18 protein-coding genes and 1 other annotated feature are annotated in these 23,837 nt (G+C 53.6%); of the genes, 17 read left to right on the forward strand and 1 reads right to left on the reverse strand.

Going from position 1 to position 23,837, the window contains the following annotated elements; translation table 11 throughout:
• Positions 1-179 precede the first annotated feature (179 nt).
• On the forward strand, positions 180-1,163 hold the full coding sequence (pta, locus tag BLT02_RS11600) for a phosphate acetyltransferase (protein WP_092995494.1): 984 nt from the start codon (positions 180-182) through the stop codon (positions 1,161-1,163).
• 249 nt (positions 1,164-1,412) lie between these two features.
• On the opposite strand, the gene BLT02_RS11605 is transcribed toward pta, so the two are convergent.
• Positions 1,413-1,952, reverse strand: coding sequence for a DUF5011/hyalin repeat domain-containing protein (locus BLT02_RS11605; protein WP_092995497.1), 540 nt, complete (start codon positions 1,950-1,952; stop codon positions 1,413-1,415).
• A gap of 445 nt (positions 1,953-2,397) precedes the next feature.
• On the opposite strand from BLT02_RS11605, the gene rpmG reads away from it, so the two are divergent.
• From rpmG to BLT02_RS17905, 16 genes are all read left to right on the forward strand, one after another.
• Positions 2,398-2,547: a 50S ribosomal protein L33 gene (gene rpmG, locus BLT02_RS11610; protein WP_092995500.1), complete on the forward strand. Its 150-nt coding sequence runs from the start codon at positions 2,398-2,400 to the stop codon at positions 2,545-2,547.
• A gap of 12 nt (positions 2,548-2,559) precedes the next feature.
• Entirely contained in the window at positions 2,560-2,784 is a 225-nt protein-coding gene (gene secE / locus BLT02_RS11615; protein ID WP_092995503.1) for a preprotein translocase subunit SecE, read from the forward strand.
• 313 nt (positions 2,785-3,097) lie between these two features.
• Positions 3,098-3,619 carry a transcription termination/antitermination protein NusG gene (gene nusG / locus BLT02_RS11620; protein WP_242869792.1) on the forward strand — a complete coding sequence of 174 codons (522 nt, stop codon included), beginning with the start codon at positions 3,098-3,100 and terminating at the stop codon, positions 3,617-3,619.
• An 89-nt stretch (positions 3,620-3,708) separates the two neighbouring features.
• Positions 3,709-4,134 (forward strand): 50S ribosomal protein L11, encoded by a 426-nt coding sequence (gene rplK / locus BLT02_RS11625; protein WP_092995509.1) that lies wholly within the window; start codon positions 3,709-3,711, stop codon positions 4,132-4,134.
• 26 nt (positions 4,135-4,160) lie between these two features.
• Entirely contained in the window at positions 4,161-4,850 is a 690-nt protein-coding gene (gene rplA / locus BLT02_RS11630; protein WP_092995512.1) for a 50S ribosomal protein L1, read from the forward strand.
• A gap of 118 nt (positions 4,851-4,968) precedes the next feature.
• Positions 4,969-5,190 (forward strand) — a sequence feature (ribosomal protein L10 leader region).
• 58 nt (positions 5,191-5,248) lie between these two features.
• Positions 5,249-5,758, forward strand: a complete 510-nt coding sequence (gene rplJ, locus BLT02_RS11640; RefSeq protein WP_092995519.1) for a 50S ribosomal protein L10 — start codon at positions 5,249-5,251, stop codon at positions 5,756-5,758.
• 161 nt (positions 5,759-5,919) lie between these two features.
• On the forward strand, positions 5,920-6,291 hold the full coding sequence (rplL, locus tag BLT02_RS11645; RefSeq protein ID WP_092995522.1) for a 50S ribosomal protein L7/L12: 372 nt from the start codon (positions 5,920-5,922) through the stop codon (positions 6,289-6,291).
• Between the two features lie 369 nt (positions 6,292-6,660).
• Positions 6,661-10,596: a DNA-directed RNA polymerase subunit beta gene (locus tag BLT02_RS11650; RefSeq protein WP_092995525.1), complete on the forward strand. Its 3,936-nt coding sequence runs from the start codon at positions 6,661-6,663 to the stop codon at positions 10,594-10,596.
• 140 nt (positions 10,597-10,736) lie between these two features.
• Positions 10,737-14,621 (forward strand): DNA-directed RNA polymerase subunit beta', encoded by a 3,885-nt coding sequence (gene rpoC / locus BLT02_RS11655; RefSeq protein ID WP_092995528.1) that lies wholly within the window; start codon positions 10,737-10,739, stop codon positions 14,619-14,621.
• 134 nt (positions 14,622-14,755) lie between these two features.
• Positions 14,756-15,178: a 30S ribosomal protein S12 gene (gene rpsL, locus BLT02_RS11660; RefSeq protein WP_092995531.1), complete on the forward strand. Its 423-nt coding sequence runs from the start codon at positions 14,756-14,758 to the stop codon at positions 15,176-15,178.
• Positions 15,179-15,480: 302 nt separating this feature from the next.
• The gene (gene rpsG / locus BLT02_RS11665) at positions 15,481-15,951 is read left to right on the forward strand and encodes a 30S ribosomal protein S7 (RefSeq protein ID WP_175453810.1); all 471 of its coding nucleotides are present in this window, start codon (positions 15,481-15,483) and stop codon (positions 15,949-15,951) included.
• A gap of 167 nt (positions 15,952-16,118) precedes the next feature.
• Positions 16,119-18,230: an elongation factor G gene (gene fusA, locus BLT02_RS11670; RefSeq protein ID WP_092995538.1), complete on the forward strand. Its 2,112-nt coding sequence runs from the start codon at positions 16,119-16,121 to the stop codon at positions 18,228-18,230.
• A gap of 159 nt (positions 18,231-18,389) precedes the next feature.
• Complete coding sequence (tuf, locus tag BLT02_RS11675; RefSeq protein ID WP_092995541.1) at positions 18,390-19,580, forward strand: elongation factor Tu; 1,191 nt, start codon at positions 18,390-18,392, stop codon at positions 19,578-19,580.
• 325 nt (positions 19,581-19,905) lie between these two features.
• On the forward strand, positions 19,906-21,417 hold the full coding sequence (locus BLT02_RS11680) for an SGNH/GDSL hydrolase family protein (protein WP_092995545.1): 1,512 nt from the start codon (positions 19,906-19,908) through the stop codon (positions 21,415-21,417).
• A gap of 77 nt (positions 21,418-21,494) precedes the next feature.
• Entirely contained in the window at positions 21,495-22,514 is a 1,020-nt protein-coding gene (locus tag BLT02_RS11685; protein ID WP_092995548.1) for a DHHW family protein, read from the forward strand.
• A 99-nt stretch (positions 22,515-22,613) separates the two neighbouring features.
• Positions 22,614-23,717 (forward strand): GTP pyrophosphokinase, encoded by a 1,104-nt coding sequence (locus BLT02_RS17905; RefSeq protein ID WP_242869791.1) that lies wholly within the window; start codon positions 22,614-22,616, stop codon positions 23,715-23,717.
• Positions 23,718-23,837: the final 120 nt, after the last annotated feature.

Genomic DNA, 23,837 nt, shown 5'->3' on the forward strand with positions numbered 1-23,837 from the left:
CTGGCAGTTTTTGGCCGGTCATCGGAGGTATTAATGTATACAATTCTGTGCATGGGCTGTAAAAAAAAGACTGAAAACAGTGGTGCAGTTTGGCAAATCCATGGTACAATAGCATCTAAGGGTAATACTTGACTACTCACTGATGAATCTGATTAATTGTATGTAAAGGGAGGTTTCATATGTACAGTTTTGACTCCATGGTTAAAAAGCTGAAAAAAAACCCGAAGACAATCGTCTTTACTGAAGGCTCTGATCCCCGTATTCTGGAAGCTGCTTCCAAACTTCTGGCCAGCAATTTCCTGACCCCCATCCTTCTGGGCGATCCGGATGAGATCACCCGCGTGGCCGAGGAAGACGGCGACAACATCCGCGGAGCGGTCATCATCGACCCCAAGAATTATGAAAAGATGGATGATGTCGTGAATGCATTCTGCGAGATCAGAAAGAGCAAAGGAATGACTCCCGAGCAGGCACTTCCGATCGTTTCCCAGGGCAACTATTTCGGCACCATGCTGGTGCAGATGGGCATCGCAGACTGCCTGCTGGGCGGCGCGACCTATTCGACCGCGGACACAGTCCGTCCCGCACTTCAGATCATCAAGACCAAGCCCGGCAACAGCATCGTATCCTCCTGCTTCATCCTGGTCCGTACTGCAGCGACCGGCGGCAATGAAGTCGTGGCGATGGGCGACTGCGCCATCAACATTCATCCCAACGAGGACGAGCTGGTTGAGATCTGCCATGAGACAGCAGAGTGCGCAAAGGTCTTCGGCGTAGAACCCAAGGTTGCGTTCCTTTCCTTCTCCACCAACGGTTCCGCAAAGGATCCCGATGTCACAAAGATGCGCAATGCGGCTCAGAAGGCCAAACAGGCATATCCCGATCTGCCGATCGACGGCGAGCTGCAGTTCGACGCTGCTGTTTCCCCTGTTGTCGCACGCACCAAGGTTCCGGACTGGAAGGTCGCAGGCCATGCCAACACCTTCATCTTCCCTGACATCAACGCAGGCAACATCGGCTACAAGATCGCTCAGCGTTTCGGTAACTTCGACGCTTACGGCCCCATCCTTCTGGGTCTGAACGCTCCGATCAACGACCTGTCCCGCGGCTGCAACGCTTCGGAAGTTTATTCCATGGCAATCGTTACCGCAGCTCTGGCTTGATCAGGAAGCGCAGGCGCTATAAGACGGCACGATCGGAATCAATACGATCGCTGACCAGGAAATGGGAAACAAGAAGAATAAATACTGATAAATAATGATCAGGACATTTCAGTGAATAGTGCTCAATAAAAATAGTGTTATTAAAAAATAGTGTTATTAAACTGGTATAACACATATAAAAACACATTAAGAAATTAAAAAACGCCTCAGCTGCCGGTTATGCAACGGTTGTCAGCTGAGGCGTTTTTTCTATTTAGATTCCGACCTGGTGCCGTCTTCGCTGCTGGAGGCAGCACCGGACTGCTCAGACCGTTCGGATGATTTGGAGGCTTTCTGATCCTTCACGTCCTTATCACTCTGGCCGCCTGCCCCTCTTCTGATCAGGTCCCATTCCTCCTGGTCGTTCAAAAGGGACCGGTCCGCGTAGGGGATCCTGCGGAAGCGGACAGTGATATTGCCGGCTTCATCCATGACCCGGTAACGGACCATATCTCCGTTGATGGAGGATTCTACTTTTTTGGTCAGGTCGCCGTCGCGGTCGTCGTAGGCCGCGTAGCCTTCCTCCTCGTACTGTTCTCCCGGCATGACAAAATAGTTTTTGTCCCTGGTGAGATGGATCGTGGGAGGCTCCCGGTCCGGGGGCTGGGGCTCTTCTCTGTGTCTGCGTTTTCCTGCCCTGGAGGTAAAGAACAGGGTGGCGGCGATCAGGATGGGGAGGAGGATCAGCAGAATGTTCTGAATCCGTTGCTTCCTGCGGGTCTCGTTTTCATTTTCAGAGTCGTTTTTCAATTGCTTTTACTCCTGTTTATGAGCTTCTGTCTTGCCTTGTTTTTCTGTGATTGATGCAATGCCCACCGTTGCGGCCCGGCGTTTGTGTATATGCCTGCAAATGCGGCCGGTGTTTGTGTATATACCCGCTATTGCGGCCCTGCGTTTGTGTATATGCCTGCAAATGCGGCCGGCGTTTGCGTATGTGCCTGCCATTGCGGCCGGTTTTTGTATATTTGTCTGCTTTTTTGCGCTGTGCTCTGGTTGTTTTTGTGATTGATTTTGTGATTGACGAACAGAATCATCTGTGGTAATGTATATCAAAGGTTGCAAAAGGTCTTTTTTTTTTGCGCGAAATCGCAGGGCCGCCTGCCCCGGGAGCCGGATTAGGGCTGTGTCTGCGCGCGGAAATAAAAATATCTATAAGGTAACAACGTATTAACTTTTGTAAAGTTGGAGGTTCGGCATGCGTACAAGGATTACATTGTCATGCACTGAGTGCAAGCAGAGAAATTATAACACAACCAAGGATAAGAAAACACATCCTGAGCGTCTCGAGATGAAAAAATACTGCAGATTCTGCAGGAAGCACACAGTTCATAAAGAGACTAAATAAAGGAGTGACTTTATGGCAGCAAACGAGAAAGGCAATGCGAAGCAGTCGGGACTGGGCCTTTTTTTCAAGGGCGTCAGGACTGAGTTTGGCAAGATCATCTGGCCCGGCCGTGAGACTATGGTCAAACAGCTGATCGCAGTGGTCTGCGTGACAGTGGTCGCGGGACTGCTGATCGCGGTTCTTGATTTCGGGGCGCAGAACCTGATCGATCTACTCGTGCAGATTAATGCCGCCTGACGGCGGTAAGCCGATTGTTTGATGAGGTAGATGAATGGCAGAGAACAGCTTCGATGCAAAGCCCGTTAAGGCAAAGCTCAAACCGGGTGTACTTCCCGGAGTACGCCAGATCAGGCGGCCTGATTTTTCCAAAAGCGCTGCAGATATAGAGAAGACAGAGGAAGCCAGGCAGCAGGCTCTGATCCAGGAGGAAAACGGGGCTCCGGAAGATGCCGCCTTCGCCGTCGAAGACGCGCAGGAAGCCGCCGCGGTAGCCGCTTCCCTTGCCGCCCAGGAGGGCGCTCCGGAAGAGGAGAAGCTCGACGAGAGCGCGATCACGGATGAGCCGAAGTGGTATGTGGCACACACATATTCGGGCTATGAGAATAAGGTAAAGATCAACATAGAAAAGACGATCCAGAACCGTCATCTGGAGAACCAGATCTTTGAAGTGCGTGTTCCCATGCACGATGCCGTAGAAGTCAAGGACGGCAAAAAGAAAAATGTCTCCAGGAAAATGTTCCCGGGTTATGTCCTGGTGCGCATGATCATGAATGACGACACGTGGTATGTCGTGCGCAACACCAGGGGCGTCACAGGCTTTGTGGGTCCGGGCAGCAAGCCGGTCCCGCTGACAGAGGCAGAGATGAAGCCTCTCGGCATCCGGGTCAAAAATATTTCTGTCGATTTCGAGGTCGGCGACACGGTCTCCGTAGTTGCCGGAATCTGGAAGGGCCAGATCGGGGTCGTTCAGAAAATGGATTATGGAAAGCAGTCCGCCAGGATCAACCTGGAGATCTTCGGGCGCGAAACACCCGTTGAGATCGGATTTGCGGAGATCCGCAAGTATTCCTGAGAACCTGACCGTTTTCAGCGATCGCTGCGGGCAACATATAGTTTCGTGGGAGCAGCAGCCATGCTGCGGTTACCACAAAGGAGGAAAAAATGGCTAAGAAAGTAACTGGGTACATCAAATTGCAGATTCCTGCCGGCAAAGCAACCCCCGCTCCCCCGGTAGGCCCTGCCCTTGGTCAGCACGGTGTCAACATCGTCCAGTTCACCAAGGAATTCAACGCAAGGACTGCTGACAAGGGCGATCTGATCATCCCCGTTGTCATCACGGTTTACGCGGACAGAAGCTTCAGCTTCATTACCAAGACTCCCCCGGCACCCGTTCTGCTGAAGAAGGCTGCAGGTCTCCAGAAGGCCTCCGGTGTTCCGAACAAGGAAAAGGTCGGTTCGGTCACCAAGGACCAGATCAAAGAGATCGCCGAGCTGAAGATGCCCGATCTGAACGCCGCAAGCCTTGAAGCTGCCATGAGCATGATCGAAGGCACAGCAAGAAGCATGGGTATCACTGTTAAAGAATGAGTAATCGCCGATAGGAGGAAACAGAAATGAAACATGGTAAGAAGTACACTGAAGCGGCGAAACTCGTCGACCGCGCAGTCGTTTATGAGCCGGCAGATGCTATCGCTCTTGTGAAAAAGACCGCAACTGCCAAATTTGATGAGACCGTAGAGATCAATATCCGTACAAGCTGCGACGGACGTCATGCAGACCAGCAGGTCCGCGGCGCTGTCGTTCTTCCTGCCGGCACCGGCAAGAAGGTCCGCGTTCTCGTGTTCGCAAAGGGCGCGAAGCTGGATGAGGCCCAGGCAGCAGGCGCTGATTTCGTCGGCGGCCAGGAGCTCCTTCCCCGCATCCAGAATGAAGGCTGGCTGGACTTTGATGTTGTCGTTGCTACCCCTGATATGATGAGCGTTGTCGGCCGCCTCGGCCGTATCCTCGGACCTAAAGGCCTGATGCCGAACCCCAAGGCCGGTACTGTCACGATGGATGTTACCAAGGCAATCAACGATATCAAAGCAGGTAAGATCGAGTACAGGCTCGACAAGTCCAACATCATCCACTGCCCTATCGGCAAGGCTTCCTTCTCTGAGGAGCAGCTGCTGACCAACTACAACGCCCTGATCGATGCTATCGTCAAGGCCAGACCCGCTGCAGTCAAGGGCCAGTACATCAAGAGCATCTCTCTTGCAACCACCATGGGCCCCGGCGTCAAGGTCGTCTGCAACAGATATTGATAAATTTCCTCATTGCGCGGGATCCGCGGCCTGGTCTGCGGGTTCAGCGCGCTGAATATGATCCTGTGACAGGATCATAAAATTTCCTCTTGACAGAGGAAAACACTGGTGTTAATTTATAATATGTTTTCACCCACCGAAGACAGCAGGTGCGCGCGGAAGCCGCTGGCAGCCGTGTGCGTAAAGGAATGGAAGCATTCCGCCCGCCGAGGATGAGTAATGATCTGGACAAGATCCGCCGGAAATCCCCGCTCCCGGATGATACTGGAGAGGGCGCGGCGGTGAAGCATGGATTTTTCAGCTCTCTGTCTTCGCGGCAGAGAGCTTTTATTACTCTCCGCCTGAAAAATGCGGGGGAGCCTGTATCCCCTGCAAAAAATCTGTAAGGAGGTAAGATAATGGCAAAAGTTGAATTGAAGCAGCCGGTCGTCCAGGAAATTTCCGAGAAGATCGACGGCGCCCAGTCTCTGGTTCTCGTAGACCACAGAGGACTGACGGTTCAGCAGGATACGGAACTCCGCAAACAGCTCCGTGAGGCCGGTGTGTTCTACAAGGTTTACAAGAACACCATGATGAATTTCGCGTTCAAGGGAACCGAGTTCGAAGGCCTTTCTGATCTGCTCAACGGCCCGAGCGCGATTGCGGTCTCCAAGGAAGATGCGACTGCTCCCGCAAGGATCATCTATGAGTTTGCAAAAACTGCAAAGAACCTCGAGGTCAAGGGCGGCGTAGTCGAGGGCAGAGTTCTCGACATCAAAGCTCTTGAAGAGGTCTCCCAGATCCCTTCCAGAGACATCCTGCTCGGCAGACTGTTCGGCAGCATGCAGTCCCCTGTTGCCAACCTGGCACGCGTCATCCAGCAGATCGCCGACAAGGATGGCGAAGGCGCTGCAGCAGTAGAGGCTTAATGGCCTCAGGCCGGCGGTGTGAAAGAGATATCTGTTCTGTTATCCGGCACAGGTCCGGGAACATCGCACGGCTCTCAAGAAACTGCGAACAGCATTTTTCTTTATGAAACAGCATTCTGGTTTGATTATTTTTATGTGATTTGATTTAAGGAGGTCATACAATGGCTAAACTTACTACTGCTGAATTTATCGAAGCGATCAAAGAGCTGTCCGTTATGGAACTGAACGAGCTCGTCAAGGCCTGCGAAGCGGAATTTGGTGTTTCCGCAGCAGCCGGTGTTGTTGTTGCAGCCGGCCCCGCAGCCGCCGCTGAGGAAGAGAAGACCGAGTTTGACGTCGAGCTGACCAGCTTCGGCGATCAGAAGATCAAGGTTATCAAGGTTGTCCGTGAGATCACCGGCCTGGGCCTGAAAGAAGCTAAGGAACTCGTTGAGAGCGCTCCCAAGAACATCAAGGAAGGCGTCTCCAAGGAAGAGGCAGAGGCAATCAAGGCAAAGGTCGAAGAAGTCGGCGCAAAGATCACCCTCAAGTAATCTTTCCTCACTTTTCGATTTTGGATTTGATCCCGCAGCGGCAGGCCATGTGGCCCGCCGCTGTCTTTGTTTTTCTTTTTCTCCTTTTTCTTCTTGTTTTTAAAATAATTGTTGACGAAAGTATACTGTGGTAGTACAATGTTATTCGCATCTTTTTTGCGTGTTATTTTGATGCCTTTTTTTTCAGAGTGCAGGATTGTACTTTGAATGGAACATTTCCTTATCTTTCCGTAAAAATCATGGAAAGTTCTGTGAATGTGGCCGGGAAAAGCTGCATCAATGATCAAAGGCCTGAGGATCTGTGTACAGTTAATTTATGCACAGCTCCCAAGCAGCCGCCGACAACGTTGATTTAACGGGGTAAATTTGATGGAAAAATACAGGATACATCCTACAGGCAGTGGCAGAAACATCCGTATGAGCTACCAGAGACAAAAGGAAGTCCTGCCGATGCCGAATCTGATCGAAGTTCAGAAGAACTCCTATCAGTGGTTTCGCGAGAAGGGTCTCCGGGAGGTGCTGGACGACATTTCTCCGATCGAGGACTACAGCGGACATCTGAGCCTTACGTTTTCGAGCTACAGGTTCGATGAGAAGGACGCAAAGTATTCCATCGAAAAGTGCAAAGAGGGCGACCGCACCTATGCGGCTCCCCTGAAGGTATTTGTTCATCTTTATGATAAGGAAAACAACCGTGTAATCAAGGCGCAGGAGATCTTTATGGGAGATCTCCCTCTGATGACCCAGAACGGAACATTTGTCATCAACGGGGCTGAGCGTGTTATCGTCAGCCAGCTGGTCCGTTCCCCCGGCATTTATTACGGGATCGGTAATGATAAGTACGGCAAGAAGCTCTTTTCCTGCACGGTGATCCCCAACAGGGGCGCATGGCTGGAGTATGAGACGGACTCGAACGATATTTTTTATGTCCGTGTAGACAGGACCAGGAAGGTCGCTGTCACTGTTCTGGTGCGCGCACTCGGAATCGGCACAGATGAGGAGATCATCGAGCTTTTCGGCGACGAGCCCAAGATCCGCGCGAGCTTTGCGAAGGACCCTTCCAACGATTATGAGTCCGGTCTTCTTGAACTCTACAAAAAGATCCGTCCCGGCGAACCGCTTTCTGTCGAGAGCGCGGACAGCCTGATCAACTCCATGTTCTTTGACTCCCGCAGATATGATCTGGCAAAGGTCGGCAGGTATAAATTCAACAAGAAGCTTGCCATGCGCAGCAGGATCGTTGGCCACGTACTCGCGGAGGATGTGGTCGATGAGGCGAACGGCGATATCCTCGGCAGCGCCGGAGATGTCGTTGACCGCGATATGGCAGACCTGATCCAGGATGCGGCAGTTCCCTATGTCTGGATCAGGACTGAGGAGAGGAATGTCAAGGTCCTGTCCAACCTCATGGTGGATATCACCCATTATGTGGACTGCGTGCCTGAGGAGCTCGGGATCACGGAAAAGGTCTATTATCCTGCCCTCCGCGAGATCCTGGCCCGTTTCCAGGAGAGCGAGGACGAGGACGCTGAGACTCTCGGAGATATCCTCCGCAGGAGTGTCCATGAGCTCATCCCCAAGCATGTGACCAAGGAGGATATCCTCGCTTCGATCAATTACAACATGCATGTGGAATACGGGATCGGAACAGATGACGACATCGACCATCTGGGCAACCGCCGTATCCGCAGCGTGGGCGAGCTGCTCCAGAACCAGTACCGCATCGGCCTTTCCAGGCTTGAGCGCGTGGTCCGTGAGCGCATGACCACCCATGATTCTGCTGAGGAGATCACTCCCCAGTCTCTGATCAATATCAAACCCGTCCAGGCGGCAGTCAAGGAATTCTTTGGTTCCTCCCAGCTGTCGCAGTTTATGGACCAGAACAACCCGCTGGGTGAACTGACGCACAAGCGCCGTCTGTCTGCCCTGGGTCCCGGCGGTCTGTCCAGAGACCGCGCAGGTTTCGAGGTCCGTGACGTTCACTATACACATTACGGGAGGATGTGCCCGATTGAGACCCCTGAAGGTCCCAACATCGGACTGATCAACTCCCTGGCCAGCTATGCCCGTATCAACCAGTACGGTTTTATTGAGGCGCCTTACAGAAAGGTCGACCAGACCGACCCGAACCACCCGCGCGTCACCGATGAAGTCGTCTATATGACTGCGGATGAGGAAGACAATTACCACGTCGCCCAGGCGAGCACCGAGCTCGACGAGAACGGCTATTTTGTCCACGAGAATGTTTCCGGCAGATACAGGAAAGAGACATCTTCTTATAATAAGAAGGTTTTTGAGTTTATGGATGTCTCCCCCAGGATGGTCTTCTCCGTTGCGACTTCCCTGGTCCCCTTCCTGCAGAACGATGACGCCAACCGCGCCCTGATGGGCTCCAACATGCAGCGTCAGGCTGTCCCGCTTCTGACTACAGACGCGCCGGCCGTCGGCACTGGCATGGAGGTCAAAGCCGCCATCGACTCGGGTGTCTGTGTGATCGCGGAGGCGGACGGTGTCGTCCAGTTTGTGGATGCCAGAGCGATCGTCGTTCACGAGGACGACGGGACGCGCCGGACCTATCAGCTGACCAAGTTTGAGCGAAGCAACCAGAGCAACTGCTATAACCAGAAGCCGATCGTCAATACCGGCGAGCGCATTGTGAAGGGGCAGGTCATCGCGGATGGCCCTTCCACCTCCAACGGCGAGCTGGCACTCGGCAAGAATCCCCTGATCGGATTCATGACCTGGGAAGGCTACAACTACGAGGATGCCGTTCTTTTGAGCGAGCGTCTTGTCAGGGACGATGTTTACACATCCGTCCATATAGAAGAATACGAGTGCGAAGCGCGCGACACCAAGCTGGGACCGGAGGATATTACCGACGATGTACCCGGTGTCGGCGAGGAAGCGCTCAAAGACCTCGATGAGGAGGGGATCATCCGTGTCGGCGCCGAAGTGCGTGCGGGAGATATCCTGGTCGGCAAGGTCACTCCCAAGGGAGAGACCGAACTGACGGCTGAGGAGCGTCTCCTTAGGGCGATCTTCGGTGAGAAGGCCCGCGAAGTCAGGGATACTTCCCTGAAGGTTCCTCACGGTGAGTACGGTATCGTTGTGGACACCAAGAAGTTCACAAGGGAGAACGGAGATGAACTGGCTCCCGGCGTGAACAAGTCCGTCCGTATCTACATCGCCCAGAAGAGAAAGATCTCGGTCGGCGACAAGATGGCGGGCCGTCACGGAAACAAGGGTGTCGTCTCCCGCGTGCTGCCCATCGAGGATATGCCTTATCTGCCCAACGGCCGCCCGCTGGATATCGTGCTGAATCCTCTGGGTGTCCCTTCCCGTATGAATATCGGACAGATCCTGGAGATCCATCTCTCCCTCGCTGCGGAAGCGCTGGGATTCAACGTGGCCACTCCCAACTTTGACGGCGCTAGCCACGCGGATATCCAGGACGCCCTGACCATGGCGAATGACTATGTGAATACGGAGTGGGAGGAGTTCGAGGCAAAATACAAGGACAGCGTCCTGCCGGAGATCATGGATTATCTGTATGAGAACCGCGCTCACAGAGAGCTGTGGAAGGGTGTCCCGATCACTCCGGACGGAAAGGTCTGGCTCCGCGACGGCCGCACCGGCGAGTATTTTGACAGCCCGGTCACCATCGGCCACATGCATTACCTCAAGCTCCACCATCTGGTGGACGACAAGATCCACGCCCGTTCCACCGGCCCTTATTCCCTGGTAACGCAGCAGCCCCTGGGCGGCAAGGCCCAGTTCGGCGGACAGCGTTTCGGAGAAATGGAAGTCTGGGCTCTGGAGGCCTACGGCGCGGCCTATACCCTTCAGGAGATCCTGACGGTCAAGTCCGATGATGTCGTTGGCCGTGTCAAGACCTATGAGGCCATCATCAAGGGAGAAAACATCCCCGAATCCGGCATTCCGGAATCCTTCAAGGTCCTGCTCAAGGAGCTTCAGGCACTCGGTCTTGATGTCCGCGTGCTGCAGGAGGACGGGACTGAGGTCGAGATCGCCGAGGATATTGACTATGGCGAGTCCTCTGTATACAGGTTCGAGATGGCGAACAATTTCAAAAACTACGGCGGTACGGATGACAGCAGCCTCGGACGCGCAGGATTCAGCAGCAAAGAGTTTAACGAGAAGGGTAAACTGGAAGATGCAGCTCCCGTTCCCGCCTCTCTGTCTGCGGAAACCGGAAACGAGGACTACGACAGTTTCGAACCAGATGGATATGATTCGGATAATGGATATGATTCGGAAAGCTACGGAAGCGATGATTTCGAGTAAGAAGCTGTAAACATGTTAATGTGAACATTTTATTATGCGGGCACTGCTGGCAGTGCCCGGAGCTTCTGCCGATGCTTTGGGAACCGGTCCCTGCTGTTTGCGGGCGGTTCCTCACAGCCATCTGATTTAAGGAGAAAAACATGCCGAATACGAAGCAGCAGAGTTATCAGCCGGTCACATTTGATTCCATCAAAATCGGCCTCGCTTCCCCTGAAAAAATAGAAGAGTGGTCCTACGGTGAAGTGACAAAGCCGGAGACTATCAATTACAGGACTCTCAAGCCTGAGCGGGACGGCCTTTTCTGCGAAAAGATTTTCGGACCTACCAAAGACTGGGAATGCCATTGCGGCAAATACAAGAAGATCAGATATAAGGGCGTCATCTGTGACCGCTGCGGCGTCGAGGTCACGAAGTCCAGCGTGCGCCGCGAGCGTATGGGACATATCAAGCTCGCAGCTCCTGTCTCCCACATCTGGTATTTCAAGGGAATCCCCAGCCGCATGGGTCTGATCCTTGAGATGTCTCCCAAGAATCTGGAGAAGGTCCTCTATTTTGCCTCCTACATCGTGCTGGATGACGGCAAGGGAAACGGCAGGAACAAGGAAGCCGGGTTTGAGGAGATCGACAAGGATCTCGAGAAGGACTATCCGAAATACAAGCAGGTCCTCTCCGAGAGGGAATATCAGGAAGCCAGAGAAAAATACGGCAATAAATTCCGCGTCGGAATGGGGGCTGAAGCCATTAAGGAGCTTCTCCTCAATATCGATGTCGAAGAAGAATACAAAGAGCTGTCTGAACAGATGGTGGAAGCCACCGGCCAGAAGCGCGCGCGCATCATCAAGCGCATCGAAGTCATCGAGGCTTTCCGCGAGTCCGGCAACTCTCCCGCATGGATGATCCTGGACCGCATTCCGGTCATCCCTCCGGATCTGCGTCCCATGGTCCAGCTCGACGGCGGCCGTTTTGCCACGTCTGACCTGAACGACCTCTACCGCAGGATCATCAACAGAAACAACCGCCTGAAACGGCTGATCGATCTCTCCGCGCCGGATATCATTGTCCGCAACGAGAAGCGCATGCTCCAGGAGGCGGTCGACGCCCTCATTGACAACGGCCGCAGAGGCCGCCCGGTCACAGGACCCGGCAACCGCGCCCTCAAGTCGCTCTCCGATATGCTCAAGGGTAAATCCGGACGTTTCCGTCAGAACCTTCTGGGCAAACGTGTCGACTATTCGGGCCGAAGCGTTATCGTCGTCGGGCCGGAGCTCAAGATCTATCAGTGCGGTGTTCCGAAAGAGATGGCCCTGGAGCTGTTCAAGCCCTTCGTCATGAAGGAGCTGGAGAGCAGAGGAATCTCCCAGAATATCAAAAACGCCAAGAAGCTGGTGGAAAAGGTGGACGCCCAGGTCTGGGATATCCTGGAGGACGTAATCAAAGAGCATCCCGTCATGCTCAACCGTGCGCCTACCCTGCACAGGCTGGGCATCCAGGCGTTTGAGCCGATCCTTGTCGAAGGCAAGGCCATCAAGCTCCACCCCCTGGTCTGTACTGCTTTCAACGCCGACTTCGACGGTGACCAGATGGCTATCCATCTTCCCCTCTCTGTTGAGGCGCAGGCGGAGTGCAGATTCCTGCTTCTTTCTCCCAATAACCTCCTCAAGCCCTCCGACGGCGGACCGGTGGCGGTCCCTTCTCAGGATATGGTGCTCGGTATCTACTACCTGACCCAGGAGCGTGAGGGAGAGATCGGGGAAGGCAAGTACTTCCGCAATATGAACGAGGCGATCCTCGCCTACGAAAACCATTACATCACCCTGCACACCAAGATCCATGTCCGCACTTCCAAAAAGAATGCGGAGGGAGAGACTGTCACCGGTGTGATCTCCACGACACTGGGAAGGCTTCTCTTCAATGAGATCCTGCCTCAGGACCTGGGCTTTGTCGACAGATCCAAACCGGAGAATTTCCTCAAGCCCGAGATCGACTTCCTGGTCAAGAAGGGTGATCTGAAAAAGATCCTGCAGCGGATTATCGACACTCACGGAACCTTCGCGACGGCGGAAGTCCTGGACCTTTTCAAGGCCATGGGATACAAGTACTCCACTATCGCGGCCATGACAGTTTCCATCGCGGACATCACTGTTCCCGCGCAGAAACAGCAGCTGCTGGACGAAGCCCAGCACACTGTCGACAGGATCTTCAAGAACTTCCGCCGCGGCCTGATCACGGAGGAAGAGAGATACAGAGCGGTCAAGCAGACCTGGGACGAGATCGATGAGAGACTGACCAAGGCCCTGCTGGAAAGCCTTGACAAGTACAACAATATCTTCATGATGGCCGATTCCGGCGCCCGAGGCAGCAACCAGCAGATCAAACAGCTGGCGGGCATGCGCGGACTGATGTCAGATACCACGGGCCGTGCCATCGAGCTGCCGATCAAGTCCAATTTCCGCGAAGGTCTGGACGTTCTGGAATACTTCATGTCTGCCCACGGCGCCCGTAAGGGACTTTCCGATACAGCCCTGCGTACCGCGGACTCCGGTTACCTGACCAGACGTATGGTAGACGTCTCCCAGGAACTGATCATCCGCGAGATTGATTGCTGTGAGGGTAAAGAGGCTGTTCCGGGAATGTCCGTCAAGGCATTCATGGACGGCAGGGAGACGATCGAAGGCCTGCAGGACCGTATTACCGGCCGTGTCTCCTGTGAAGATATTTATGATAATGACGGCAGTCTGATCGTCAAAAAGAACCACATGATCACTCCCAAGCGCGCCTCCAGGATCATTGCCAAGGGCGCGACCAGGGTCAAGATCCGCACGATCCTGACCTGCCGTTCCCACTCCGGCATCTGCGCCAAGTGCTACGGCGCCAACATGGCGACCGGAGAGATGGTCCAGGTCGGTGAAGCGGTCGGCATCATTGCCGCCCAGTCGATCGGTGAGCCTGGTACACAGCTGACCATGAGAACCTTCCATACCGGCGGTGTTGCGGGCGGCGATATCACACAGGGTCTTCCCCGTGTCGAAGAGCTGTTCGAAGCCAGAAGACCCAAGGGTCTGGCCATCATCTCCGAGTTTGGCGGCACCGTGACTGTCCGCGACAATAAGAAGAGCCGCGAAGTTATCGTCACAGATGATGAGACCGGCGAATCCAAGGAGTACCCGATCCCCTACGGTTCCCGAATCAAGGTTATCGACGGCACAAGCATTGAGGCCGGTGATGAGCTGACTGAGGGAAGCATCAATCCCCACGACCTTCTCAAGATCAAGGGGATCCGCGCGGTGCAGAACTACCTGCTCCAGGAGGTCCAGAAGGTCTACCGCCTCCAGGGCGTTGACATCTGCGACAAGCACATCGAGGTGATCGTGCGCCAGATGCTCAAAAAGATCCGGATCGAGAACAGCGGAGATACGAGTTTCCTGCCCGGCAGCCTTGTGGATGTCCTTGATTTCGAGGAAGAAAACGAGCGCCTGACCCAGCAGGCCCTTGTCCCTGCTGAGGGCAAGCAGGTCATCCTGGGAATCACAAAAGCAGCTCTGGCAACGAATTCCTTCCTGTCCGCGGCTTCTTTCCAGGAGACGACCAAGGTCCTTACGGATGCGGCGATCCACGGAAGGGTCGACCCTCTGATCGGTCTGAAGGAGAATGTCATCATCGGTAAGCTGATCCCTGCCGGCACCGGCATGAAACGCTACCGCACGACACGCCTGAGCACGGATGCCAGGGTCAGGGCAAACGCCGCGAAGAGAGAACAGAACGATGAGAACAATCAGCCGCTGACCAAGGAAGAGATCGCTTCCATGGTAGCCTCTCAGAACGCTGTTCCTTACGAAGAGCCGGAGACAGGCTTTGAACAGTCTGAAGGACCTGAAGATTCCCTTTTCGAGGAATTCAAGGAGGAATTCGGCATCGACGCTCCCGGATCCCCGGCTGAGCAGGAAAAGGAGACCAGCCTGGATGATGTGGATCTTTCCGGGTCTGATGTACTTGAACCTGTACCTGAATCGGAAGAAGAGAAATAAAAATTTTTATTGACAAGCGGTATGCTTGTACGTATAATCCAAGGGTGTGGCTCTGGCCACACCCTTTTCAAATGCTGTCATGACTGCTCCGTCAGCAACAGACAGCGAAAAATCTTACAAGGAGGTGAAATAGAATGCCAACATTTAACCAGCTAGTTAGAAAGGGTCGCGAGACTTCTGTCAAGAAGTCCACAGCGCCGGCACTGCAGAGAGGCTTTAACTCTCTCCGCAAGCGTTCCATCGATGTCAGCGCCCCGCAGAAGCGCGGTGTCTGCACGGCCGTCAAGACAGCTACTCCCAAGAAGCCTAACTCAGCGCTTCGTAAAATTGCCAGAGTACGTCTTTCCAACGGCATCGAAGTTACATCTTATATCCCCGGCGAAGGGCACAATCTGCAGGAGCACAGCGTGGTTCTGATCAGAGGCGGAAGAGTTAAAGATCTGCCCGGTACCAGATATCACATCATTCGCGGTACATTGGATACAGCCGGTGTTGCAAACCGCAAACAGGCTCGCTCCAAATATGGCGCGAAGAGGCCCAAAGCTGCTAAGAAGTGAGGTACAGTCCGCTGCCTGATCCATGGCAGCAGAACAGGCTCTGAGAATGTGAGAGCCCCCCGCTTTCCGGCAGTACGGATGCCGGCGGCATGACGGGGACCTCTCCCCAGAGTCAGACTAATCACAAGTAATGTTAGTGTTGGAGTTCTATGAGAATACAGCTGTCCCGGTTTTAACGGGACAGACACTGCACGGCGTCGCCCGGCATGACCTGTAATATTAATAGAAGAGACAGCACGGACACGAATCTGCGTATTAGTGAGTACCTGTGATTTATCAAAATTGATAAGGAGGGAAGTAACGTGCCGCGTAAAGGACATGTTCAGAAAAGAGATGTACTGGCAGATCCCTTATACAACAACAAAGTGGTCACCAAGCTGATCAACGCTATCATGCTTGACGGCAAGAAGGGTGTCGCACAGAAGATTGTGTATGGTGCATTTGCCAAGATGGAAGAAAAGACCGGCAAGCCGGCAGTAGAAGTTTTTGAAGGTGCAATGAACAATATCATGCCTGTGCTCGAAGTCAAGGCCAGACGTATCGGTGGTGCCACCTATCAGGTTCCGATCGAAGTCCGTCCCGACAGGCGCCAGGCCCTCGCGCTCCGCTGGATCGTTATGTTCTCCCGCAAGAGAGGCGAGAAGAAAATGGAAGATAAGCTTGCAGGCGAGCTGCTGGATGCCTTTAACAACACCGGCGCATCTGTCAAGAGAAAAGAAGACATGCACAAGATGGCAGACGCCAACAGAGCATTTTCTCACTACAGATTCTGATCAGCAGCCCGAGGACACTAAGGCTGCAGCATGAGATGATCTGACAGAAAAGGAACCGGTCATGCCCCGTCCATCCGGATCAGGACGGTTTTTAAAAAAGGGAGTTCAGGGTGATCAGCCCGAGGTTCTCCCGGGTGACGAATGTTGGTTCCGCAGGAGGAAAGGCAGTGTCAGCAAGAGAGTACCCCCTGGAAAGAACCAGGAATATCGGTATTATGGCCCACATCGATGCGGGCAAAACTACGCTCACAGAGCGGATCCTGTATTATACAGGCGTTAATTATAAGATTGGTGAGACCCACGAGGGTACCGCGACCATGGACTGGATGGAACAGGAACAGGAACGCGGTATCACCATCACGTCTGCGGCGACAACCTGTCACTGGACGCTGCACGACCACATGAAAGTCAAACCGGGAGAAAAGGAATGCCGTATCAACATTATCGACACTCCCGGACACGTTGATTTCACAGTGGAAGTCGAGCGTTCGCTCCGCGTCCTTGACGGCGCGATCGGCGTATTCAGTGCCAAGGGCGGCGTAGAACCGCAGTCAGAGAACGTATGGCGTCAGGCGGACACCTATAATGTCCCGCGCATGGCGTTCATCAATAAAATGGACGTGATCGGCGCGGATTATTTCGGCAGTGTCGAACAGATCCGGAATCGTCTGGGCAAAAACGCGATCATGATCCAGATCCCGATCGGGGCTGAGGAGACCTTCCGCGGGCTCGTTGACCTGTTCGAGATGGAAGCTTATATCTATAATGACGACAAGGGCGATGATATTTCGGTCTGCCCGATCCCTGATGAAGTCATGGAACAGGCAGAGCTCTACAGGGCAGAGCTTGTCGAAAAGATCTGTGAGCTGGATGACGACCTGACTGAGAAATTCCTCGAAGGCGAGGAGCCTTCCAAGGAGGAGCTCAAGGCAGTCCTGCGCAGGGCGACCTGCGATTGTACTGCTGTTCCGGTCTGCTGCGGCAGCGCCTACAGGAACAAGGGTGTTCAGAAGCTGATCGATGCAGTGGTCGAGTTCATGCCCGCCCCCACGGATATCCCGTCCATCAAGGGCACGGATCTGCAGGGCAATGAGGTGGAGCGCCACTCCTCCGATGAGGAGCCTTTCTCCGCACTTGCCTTCAAGATCATGACCGATCCCTTTGTCGGTAAACTTGCCTTTTTCCGCGTGTATTCAGGCGTAGCCCACGCCGGCTCTTATGTCCTGAATGCCACGAAGGATAAAAAGGAGCGCCTCGGCCGCATCCTGCAGATGCACGCCAACAAGCGTGCCGAGCTGGAGCAGGTCTACTCGGGCGACATCGCTGCGGCGGTCGGCCTGAAGTTCACCACGACCGGCGACACCATCTGCGATGAGAGCCACCCTGTGATCCTTGAGTCCATGGAGTTCCCGGAACCGGTTATCGAGCTGGCGATCGAACCCAGGACAAAGGCAGGACAGACCAAGATGGCCGAAGCCCTGGCAAAGCTTGCGGAGGAGGATCCCACCTTCCGCCAGCATACCAATAAGGAAACCGGCCAGACGATCATCGCGGGTATGGGCGAGCTTCACCTTGAGATCATCGTTGACAGACTTCTGCGCGAGTTCAAGGTGGAAGCAAATGTAGGCGCACCTCAGGTCGCCTATAAAGAGACCTTTACAAAGAGCGTCGAAGCGGAATACAAGTACGCAAAGCAGTCCGGCGGACGCGGCCAGTACGGCCACTGCAAAGTACGTTTCGAGCCCATGGATGCCAACGGCGAGGAGCTCTTCAAGTATGACTCCGAGGTCGTCGGCGGCAGTATTCCCAAGGAATATATCGCGCCTGTCGGCGCGGGCATCGAAGAGGCAATGCGCGCAGGTTCCCTCGGCGGCTTCCCGGTCGTCGGGATCCATGCGACAGTCTTTGACGGATCCTATCATGAGGTCGACTCCTCGGAAATGGCCTTCCACATTGCAGGTTCGCTCTGCTTCAAGGAAGCCATGAAGAAAGCGGAGCCTGTGCTCCTCGAGCCGATCATGCGCGTTGAAGTCACCATGCCGGAAGAGTATATGGGCGACGTCATCGGAGATATCAACTCCAGGCGCGGCCGCATCAGCGGTATGGATGAGATCGGCGGCGGACGCATGGTCACAGGATTCGTTCCGCTCTCCGAGATGTTCGGATATGCGACGGACCTCCGTTCAAAGACCCAGGGACGCGGAAATTACTCCATGTTTTTTGAAAAATATGAGCCCGTTCCCAAAAATGTTGCGGACAAGGTCCTGAACATCAAATAAAATTTTGCGTTTCCGCACAAAATCCCTGTTGAAATATACAGGTGAGTTTATTATAATGTTGTGCAGTGACTGTTAAAAATTGCCTTAAATATGAACAGTCATCTGCAGCTTAATAGTTTTAAAGGTTGTAACCCAATTATTTAAGGAGGAAATTAGACAATGGCAAAAGCGCATTTTGACAGAACAAAACCGCACTGCAACATCGGCACCATCGGCCACGTTGACCACGGCAAAACCACTCTGACCGCTGCTATCACCAGCGTTCTCGCAGTCCGCCAGGGCGGCACAGCAGTTGCTTTCGATCAGATCGACAAGGCTCCCGAAGAGAAAGAGCGTGGTATCACCATCAACTCCGCTCACGTCGAGTATGAGACTGCCAAGAGGCACTATGCACACGTAGACTGCCCCGGACATGCTGACTATGTCAAGAACATGATCACCGGCGCTGCTCAGATGGACGGCTCCATCCTCGTTGTTGCCGCTACTGACGGTGTTATGGCTCAGACCAGAGAGCACGTTCTGCTGGCCCGCCAGGTCGGTGTTCCCTATATCGTAGTATTCATGAACAAGTGCGACGCAGTTGATGACGAAGAGCTCCTCGACCTGGTCGAGATGGAAGTTCGTGATCTGCTGACCGAGTATGAGTTCCCGGGCGATGACCTTCCCGTTATCCGCGGCTCTGCTCTGAAGGCTCTCGAGGATCCGAACAGCAAGTGGGCTGACAACATCATGGAGCTCATGGATGCTGTTGATGAGTATATCCCCAACCCTCAGCGTGAGAACGACAAGCCTTTCCTTATGCCCATCGAGGACGTCTTCACAATCTCCGGTCGTGGTACTGTTGCTACCGGCCGTGTCGAGCGTGGTATGCTGAAGGCTATGGAGCCCGTTGAGATCCTTGGTATCAAGGAAGAGACAATGAAGTCCGTCTGCACCGGTATCGAGATGTTCCGCAAGACTCTGGATTACGCAGAGGCAGGCGACAACGTAGGCCTTCTTCTTCGTGGTATTGAGAGAACCGCTATCGAGCGTGGCCAGGTTATTGCAAAGCCCGGCACCGTTACCTGCCACAAGAAATTCACCGCTCAGGTCTACGTCCTGACCAAAGATGAAGGCGGCCGTCATACCCCTTTCTTCAACAACTATCGTCCTCAGTTCTATTTCAGAACAACTGACGTTACCGGTGTTATCTCCCTTCCCGAGGGAACTGAGATGTGCATGCCTGGCGATCACGTCGAGATGACCATCGAGCTCATCCACCCCATCGCTATGGAGCAGGGTCTTACCTTCGCTATCCGTGAAGGCGGCCGCACTGTCGGTTCCGGCCGTGTTGCTTCCGTTCTGGACTAATATCAGGACTGATTCTGTAATACGGTCATTCTGAAGGATGACAGGCACCGGCGCAGGCCGGCGCAAATAAGATGATTATGCCCCGCCGCGAACCCTCACGGCGGGGCTTATTACATCCCGGACAGACATACACAAGACATAAAAACCATCATCTGGAATGCAGCGTAAACAGCAGTACAGCGTGAACAGCAGTACAGCGTGAACAGCAGTACAGCAAAAACAGCAGTACAGCAAAAACAGCAGTACAGCATGAACAGCAGTACAGCATGAACAGCGGTACAAGCATAAACAGCAATACTGCTGTACGTTGCAGTTATGGAGTGGAATGAAAGACACAAAACTCTCGGGCGGGAGATTCCGCCGGTTTATATTGCAGGCAGCGGCCGCTTTGCTGATCGCTGCTTCTATTCAGCCTGCACAGATCAGCTGTGCGGCACCGGGATCAGGGGATCAGGGCTCCATGATTTTATACGCCTCTTCAGAAAAGAAGAAGGATACCTCCAAGGACACCGCTTCGGAAAAGAAGAAGGATACCTCCAAGGACACCGCTTCGGAAAAGAAGAAGGAGCCCTCCAAGGACACCGCTTCGGAAAAGAAGAAAGATACCTCCAAGGACACCTCTTCAGAAAAGAAGGAAGACAGCTCCAAGGATGCTTCTTCGGAAAAGAAGAAGGATACCTCCAAGGACACCGCTTCGGAAAAGAAGAAAGATACCTCCAAGGACGCTGCTGCGGATAAAAAGAGCACAGAAGCTGCTCCTGCTGAAAAAGAAGCCGAAAAGGCGGGGAAGACGGAAACTGCAGAAGCTGCAGCCACAACTGCGGCAGCAGTTCCTGCTGAGACTGCGGAGACCGCAGAGGCTGCCGCTCCAGCCCGGACGAAGACAGAATCCGCGACAGGACAGGCGACAGACCAGACGGCAGAACCATCTGCCGGGGAGACTGCTTCCGGGGACCCGGAAAAAGAAACAGAAGCAGAACCTGCAGCTGAATCCGGAGAGAATTCTGAGCCTGAAGAAGCCGGGGCTTCCGGTACGCAGACAGAACCTGCTGCTGAAGGAGAAGAAAAAGAAGCCGGCAAAGATGGCGGAGCTGCGGAATCCCAGGTCCATACAGTTACTGAACTGGAACTGGGGAGACAGTATCTGAGATATCTCGATGAGAGGACAGCCGCGGAGATGCAGGTCCGGGTCGACGAAGCCAGGGCTGCTTTTCAGCTGGAAAAAAAGAAAAAAGCCTACGCGGTAGAAAGGGATGCTTATCACAAAAAACTGTCCGGGGATAAAGTCTGGTCCAGCTTTAAAGATTACGTTTTTCTGGGAGACTCCCGGGTCGTCGGTTTCGATGTCTACGGTTTTCTGGATTCTGACAGGATCCTGGCGGATGCCGGTGATACGATTCTGGCAATTGACGACAGGGTCGAAGCCATGGAAGAGCTTTCCCCCCGCTATATTTTTATCAGTTACGGCATCAATGACGTCAATCTCGGCCTGTGGCCTACTGCCCAGGAGTACGCCAGGGACTTTGGCGCCAGGATCGATGAACTGCGCAAAAGCTTTCCGGAAGCGGAGATTTACGTCAATTCGATCCTCCCTGCGACGGACGATGCCATAGAGCAGCATCCTCTCTGGGAGAACCTGCCGGAATACAGTGAAGCAGTGCGCCAGATGTGTGAGCAGAAGGAGATCTGCTTTATCGACAATACATCCATCGTAGAGGATCACAAGGACCTGTATGCCATGGATGGAGTGCATATAGCCCCGGATTTCTATCATTACTGGGCTGAAAATCAGCTCCTGGGGGTCTATGACCTCAAACACGGGTTCCTGTCCTTTTAAATCAGATTCCCGTAATAATCAACTCATTCAACCTGCAGTCTGTTTTATGCGGTCTATTATATTGCGGTATATTATATATGGAAGAAAGAAGATCCCCGGGCCGTATGTCCCGGCGTAAAAAGAAGAACTCTGCCGGCCGTGCGGTAATAGTGGTTCTGTGTATCCTCCTGATCGGCGCCTGCGCTGTGCTGATGTTCAAAGATCAGAAACGGGATTTCCGGCACGGTGTATATCGGTGCAAAGACGGAAGACTGATGGAGGAACCCGCTGTTCCCGATCAGGAGATCATTGACGGGGTCAGGGAAGGGACGGAGCTGCTGGCAAAAGCACATCCGGAGATCAGGCAGTACATGATGCTTGTCCCTTCAGCGGCCTGTATTCAGTCGGAGTATCTTCCTGAAAACGCGGGAAAGGTGCGTGATCAGGCGCAGGACCTCGCGCAGATCCAGAGTGTTCTGCAGCAGAACCTGGAATGGGTGGATCTGATCAGCTTGTTTAATGACCATGAAGGAGAGAAGCTTTTTTACGCCACTGCGCCTTATCTGACCGGATGGGGCAGCCGGTATGCGGCGAAGGCTGCTGTCGGCGCGATGGGAGCGGAGTTTTCCAAATCCAGAGAAACCTGCTACCTGCTCTCTGATACTTATCAGGGAAATCTGGCCAGTGACCGGACTCTGATGCAGAAATACGGGGAGCATCCCGGAGAACGTCTCGAAATCTATGTTCCGGAGGATGAACCGGCATATTATCGCATTGATGAGGCGAGCGGGGTCTGGTACGGAACCCTCTATGATTCCTCCAGCCTGGACTCGGAAGATCCCTTTAATGTCTTCTTCGGAGGCGACAGACCGCTTACTGAGATCTATTCGGCAGCGATCAACGGAGAAACACTTCTTGTCATCGGAGACCGGACAGCGAACAGCATTGTTCCTCTTTTTGTCTCCTCTTTTGAAAAGATCATACTGGTGCACCCGTCTGAGAGCACGAGATCCCTTATGTCCCTGGCTGAAAAGTACCAGCCGACAAAGATCCTTTATCTGTACGGTGCAAACACCTTCATGAAAGATCGCTCATTGCTGCGGATCGCGTCGCAATGAACGATGATAACGACAAAAGCATATATCGGCGAGGCTTTTTGACAGCCTGTTATCGGTAACGGTTAGAGATAATAAGCCCTGGCCTTGGAGGAAGAAGCAGTGACGGAAACCACAGGAAAAAAAGATTTTATGGAAACACAGGATCCGGCTGCTGTCCGTGCTGGAATGAAGACGGAGACCGGGGAGAAGACAGCCAGCTCAGGGCGGAATACTGCCAGGGCGGCTGGCAGGGGACATGAGGAAGCAGAGGACAGAGCTCCTGAGAATACTGTCTCCTCAGAGACTCCCGCGATAAACTCCGCTCAGGCACCCGCCGCCACTCCTGCAGGGGATCCCGTTCCGGCTTTTGCCCCGGCTCCTGCAGTGGACCCCGGTTCGATTCACACCCAGGCTGCAATGGGTGACCGCAGCGAGTATATCCCGGGCAATAGGACCGGCCGGGAGAACCATGAGGAGGAGAAGGGGGAGATCAATCCCTTTGACTATCCCGGGACAGAGCGTGTGAGGATCCGGCATCTGGAGATGCGCCAGATCTCCCAGGAGGACATCGACCGTGTCCTCCAGCTCACAGGGCAGCTCGAAGCCTTCGAGGTCCTCATGATGTACTATGACTGCGCTCTTGCCGAGGTCAGGACCAAGCTCGATGTCCTGAACAAAGAGGTGACCCTCAAAAAGAACCGCAACCCCTTTGAATCAATCAAAAGCCGGCTTAAAAAGCCCGTGAGCATCTATGAAAAACTGAAGCTCCGCCGGATCCCTTTTTCTGTCGAGAACATCGAAAAGTACCTCACTGATGTTGCGGGCCTGCGCGTGATCTGCTCCTTCATCGATGATATTTACAATATCAGGGACAGCCTGGCTGCCCAGGATGATGTCAGGATCATCCAGGAAAAAGATTATATCGCACATCCTAAACCGAACGGCTACAGAAGCCTGCACCTGATCCTGGAGATACCGATCTTTTTGATGCAGGAAAAAAAGTATATGCATGTGGAACTTCAGTTCCGCACTATCGCTATGGACTTCTGGGCAAGCGTAGAGCATACGATGAAATATAAAAAGGAAGTCAAGAACGAGGAGTCGATCGTAGAAGAGCTCAGATACAGCGCGGACCTGATCAACCAGCTTGACCGCCGGATGCTCCAGATCAGAGACCGGATCGAGATGAATGAAAGTACCGGTGAGAGATCACAGTGGGTATAAGTGACAGACAGCTGTTTCCGCCCTTTTCCATAGGGCAGACAGTCTGCAAAAAAGAGACAGGGGATAGTTCTGAGTCTCCTCCTTGGAGGAGACTCAGAACTATCCCCTGTCTTTTTTCAG

This window comes from Sarcina sp. DSM 11001 (assembly GCF_900101015.1).
Taxonomy (GTDB): Bacteria; Bacillota; Clostridia; order Lachnospirales; family Lachnospiraceae; genus CAG-791.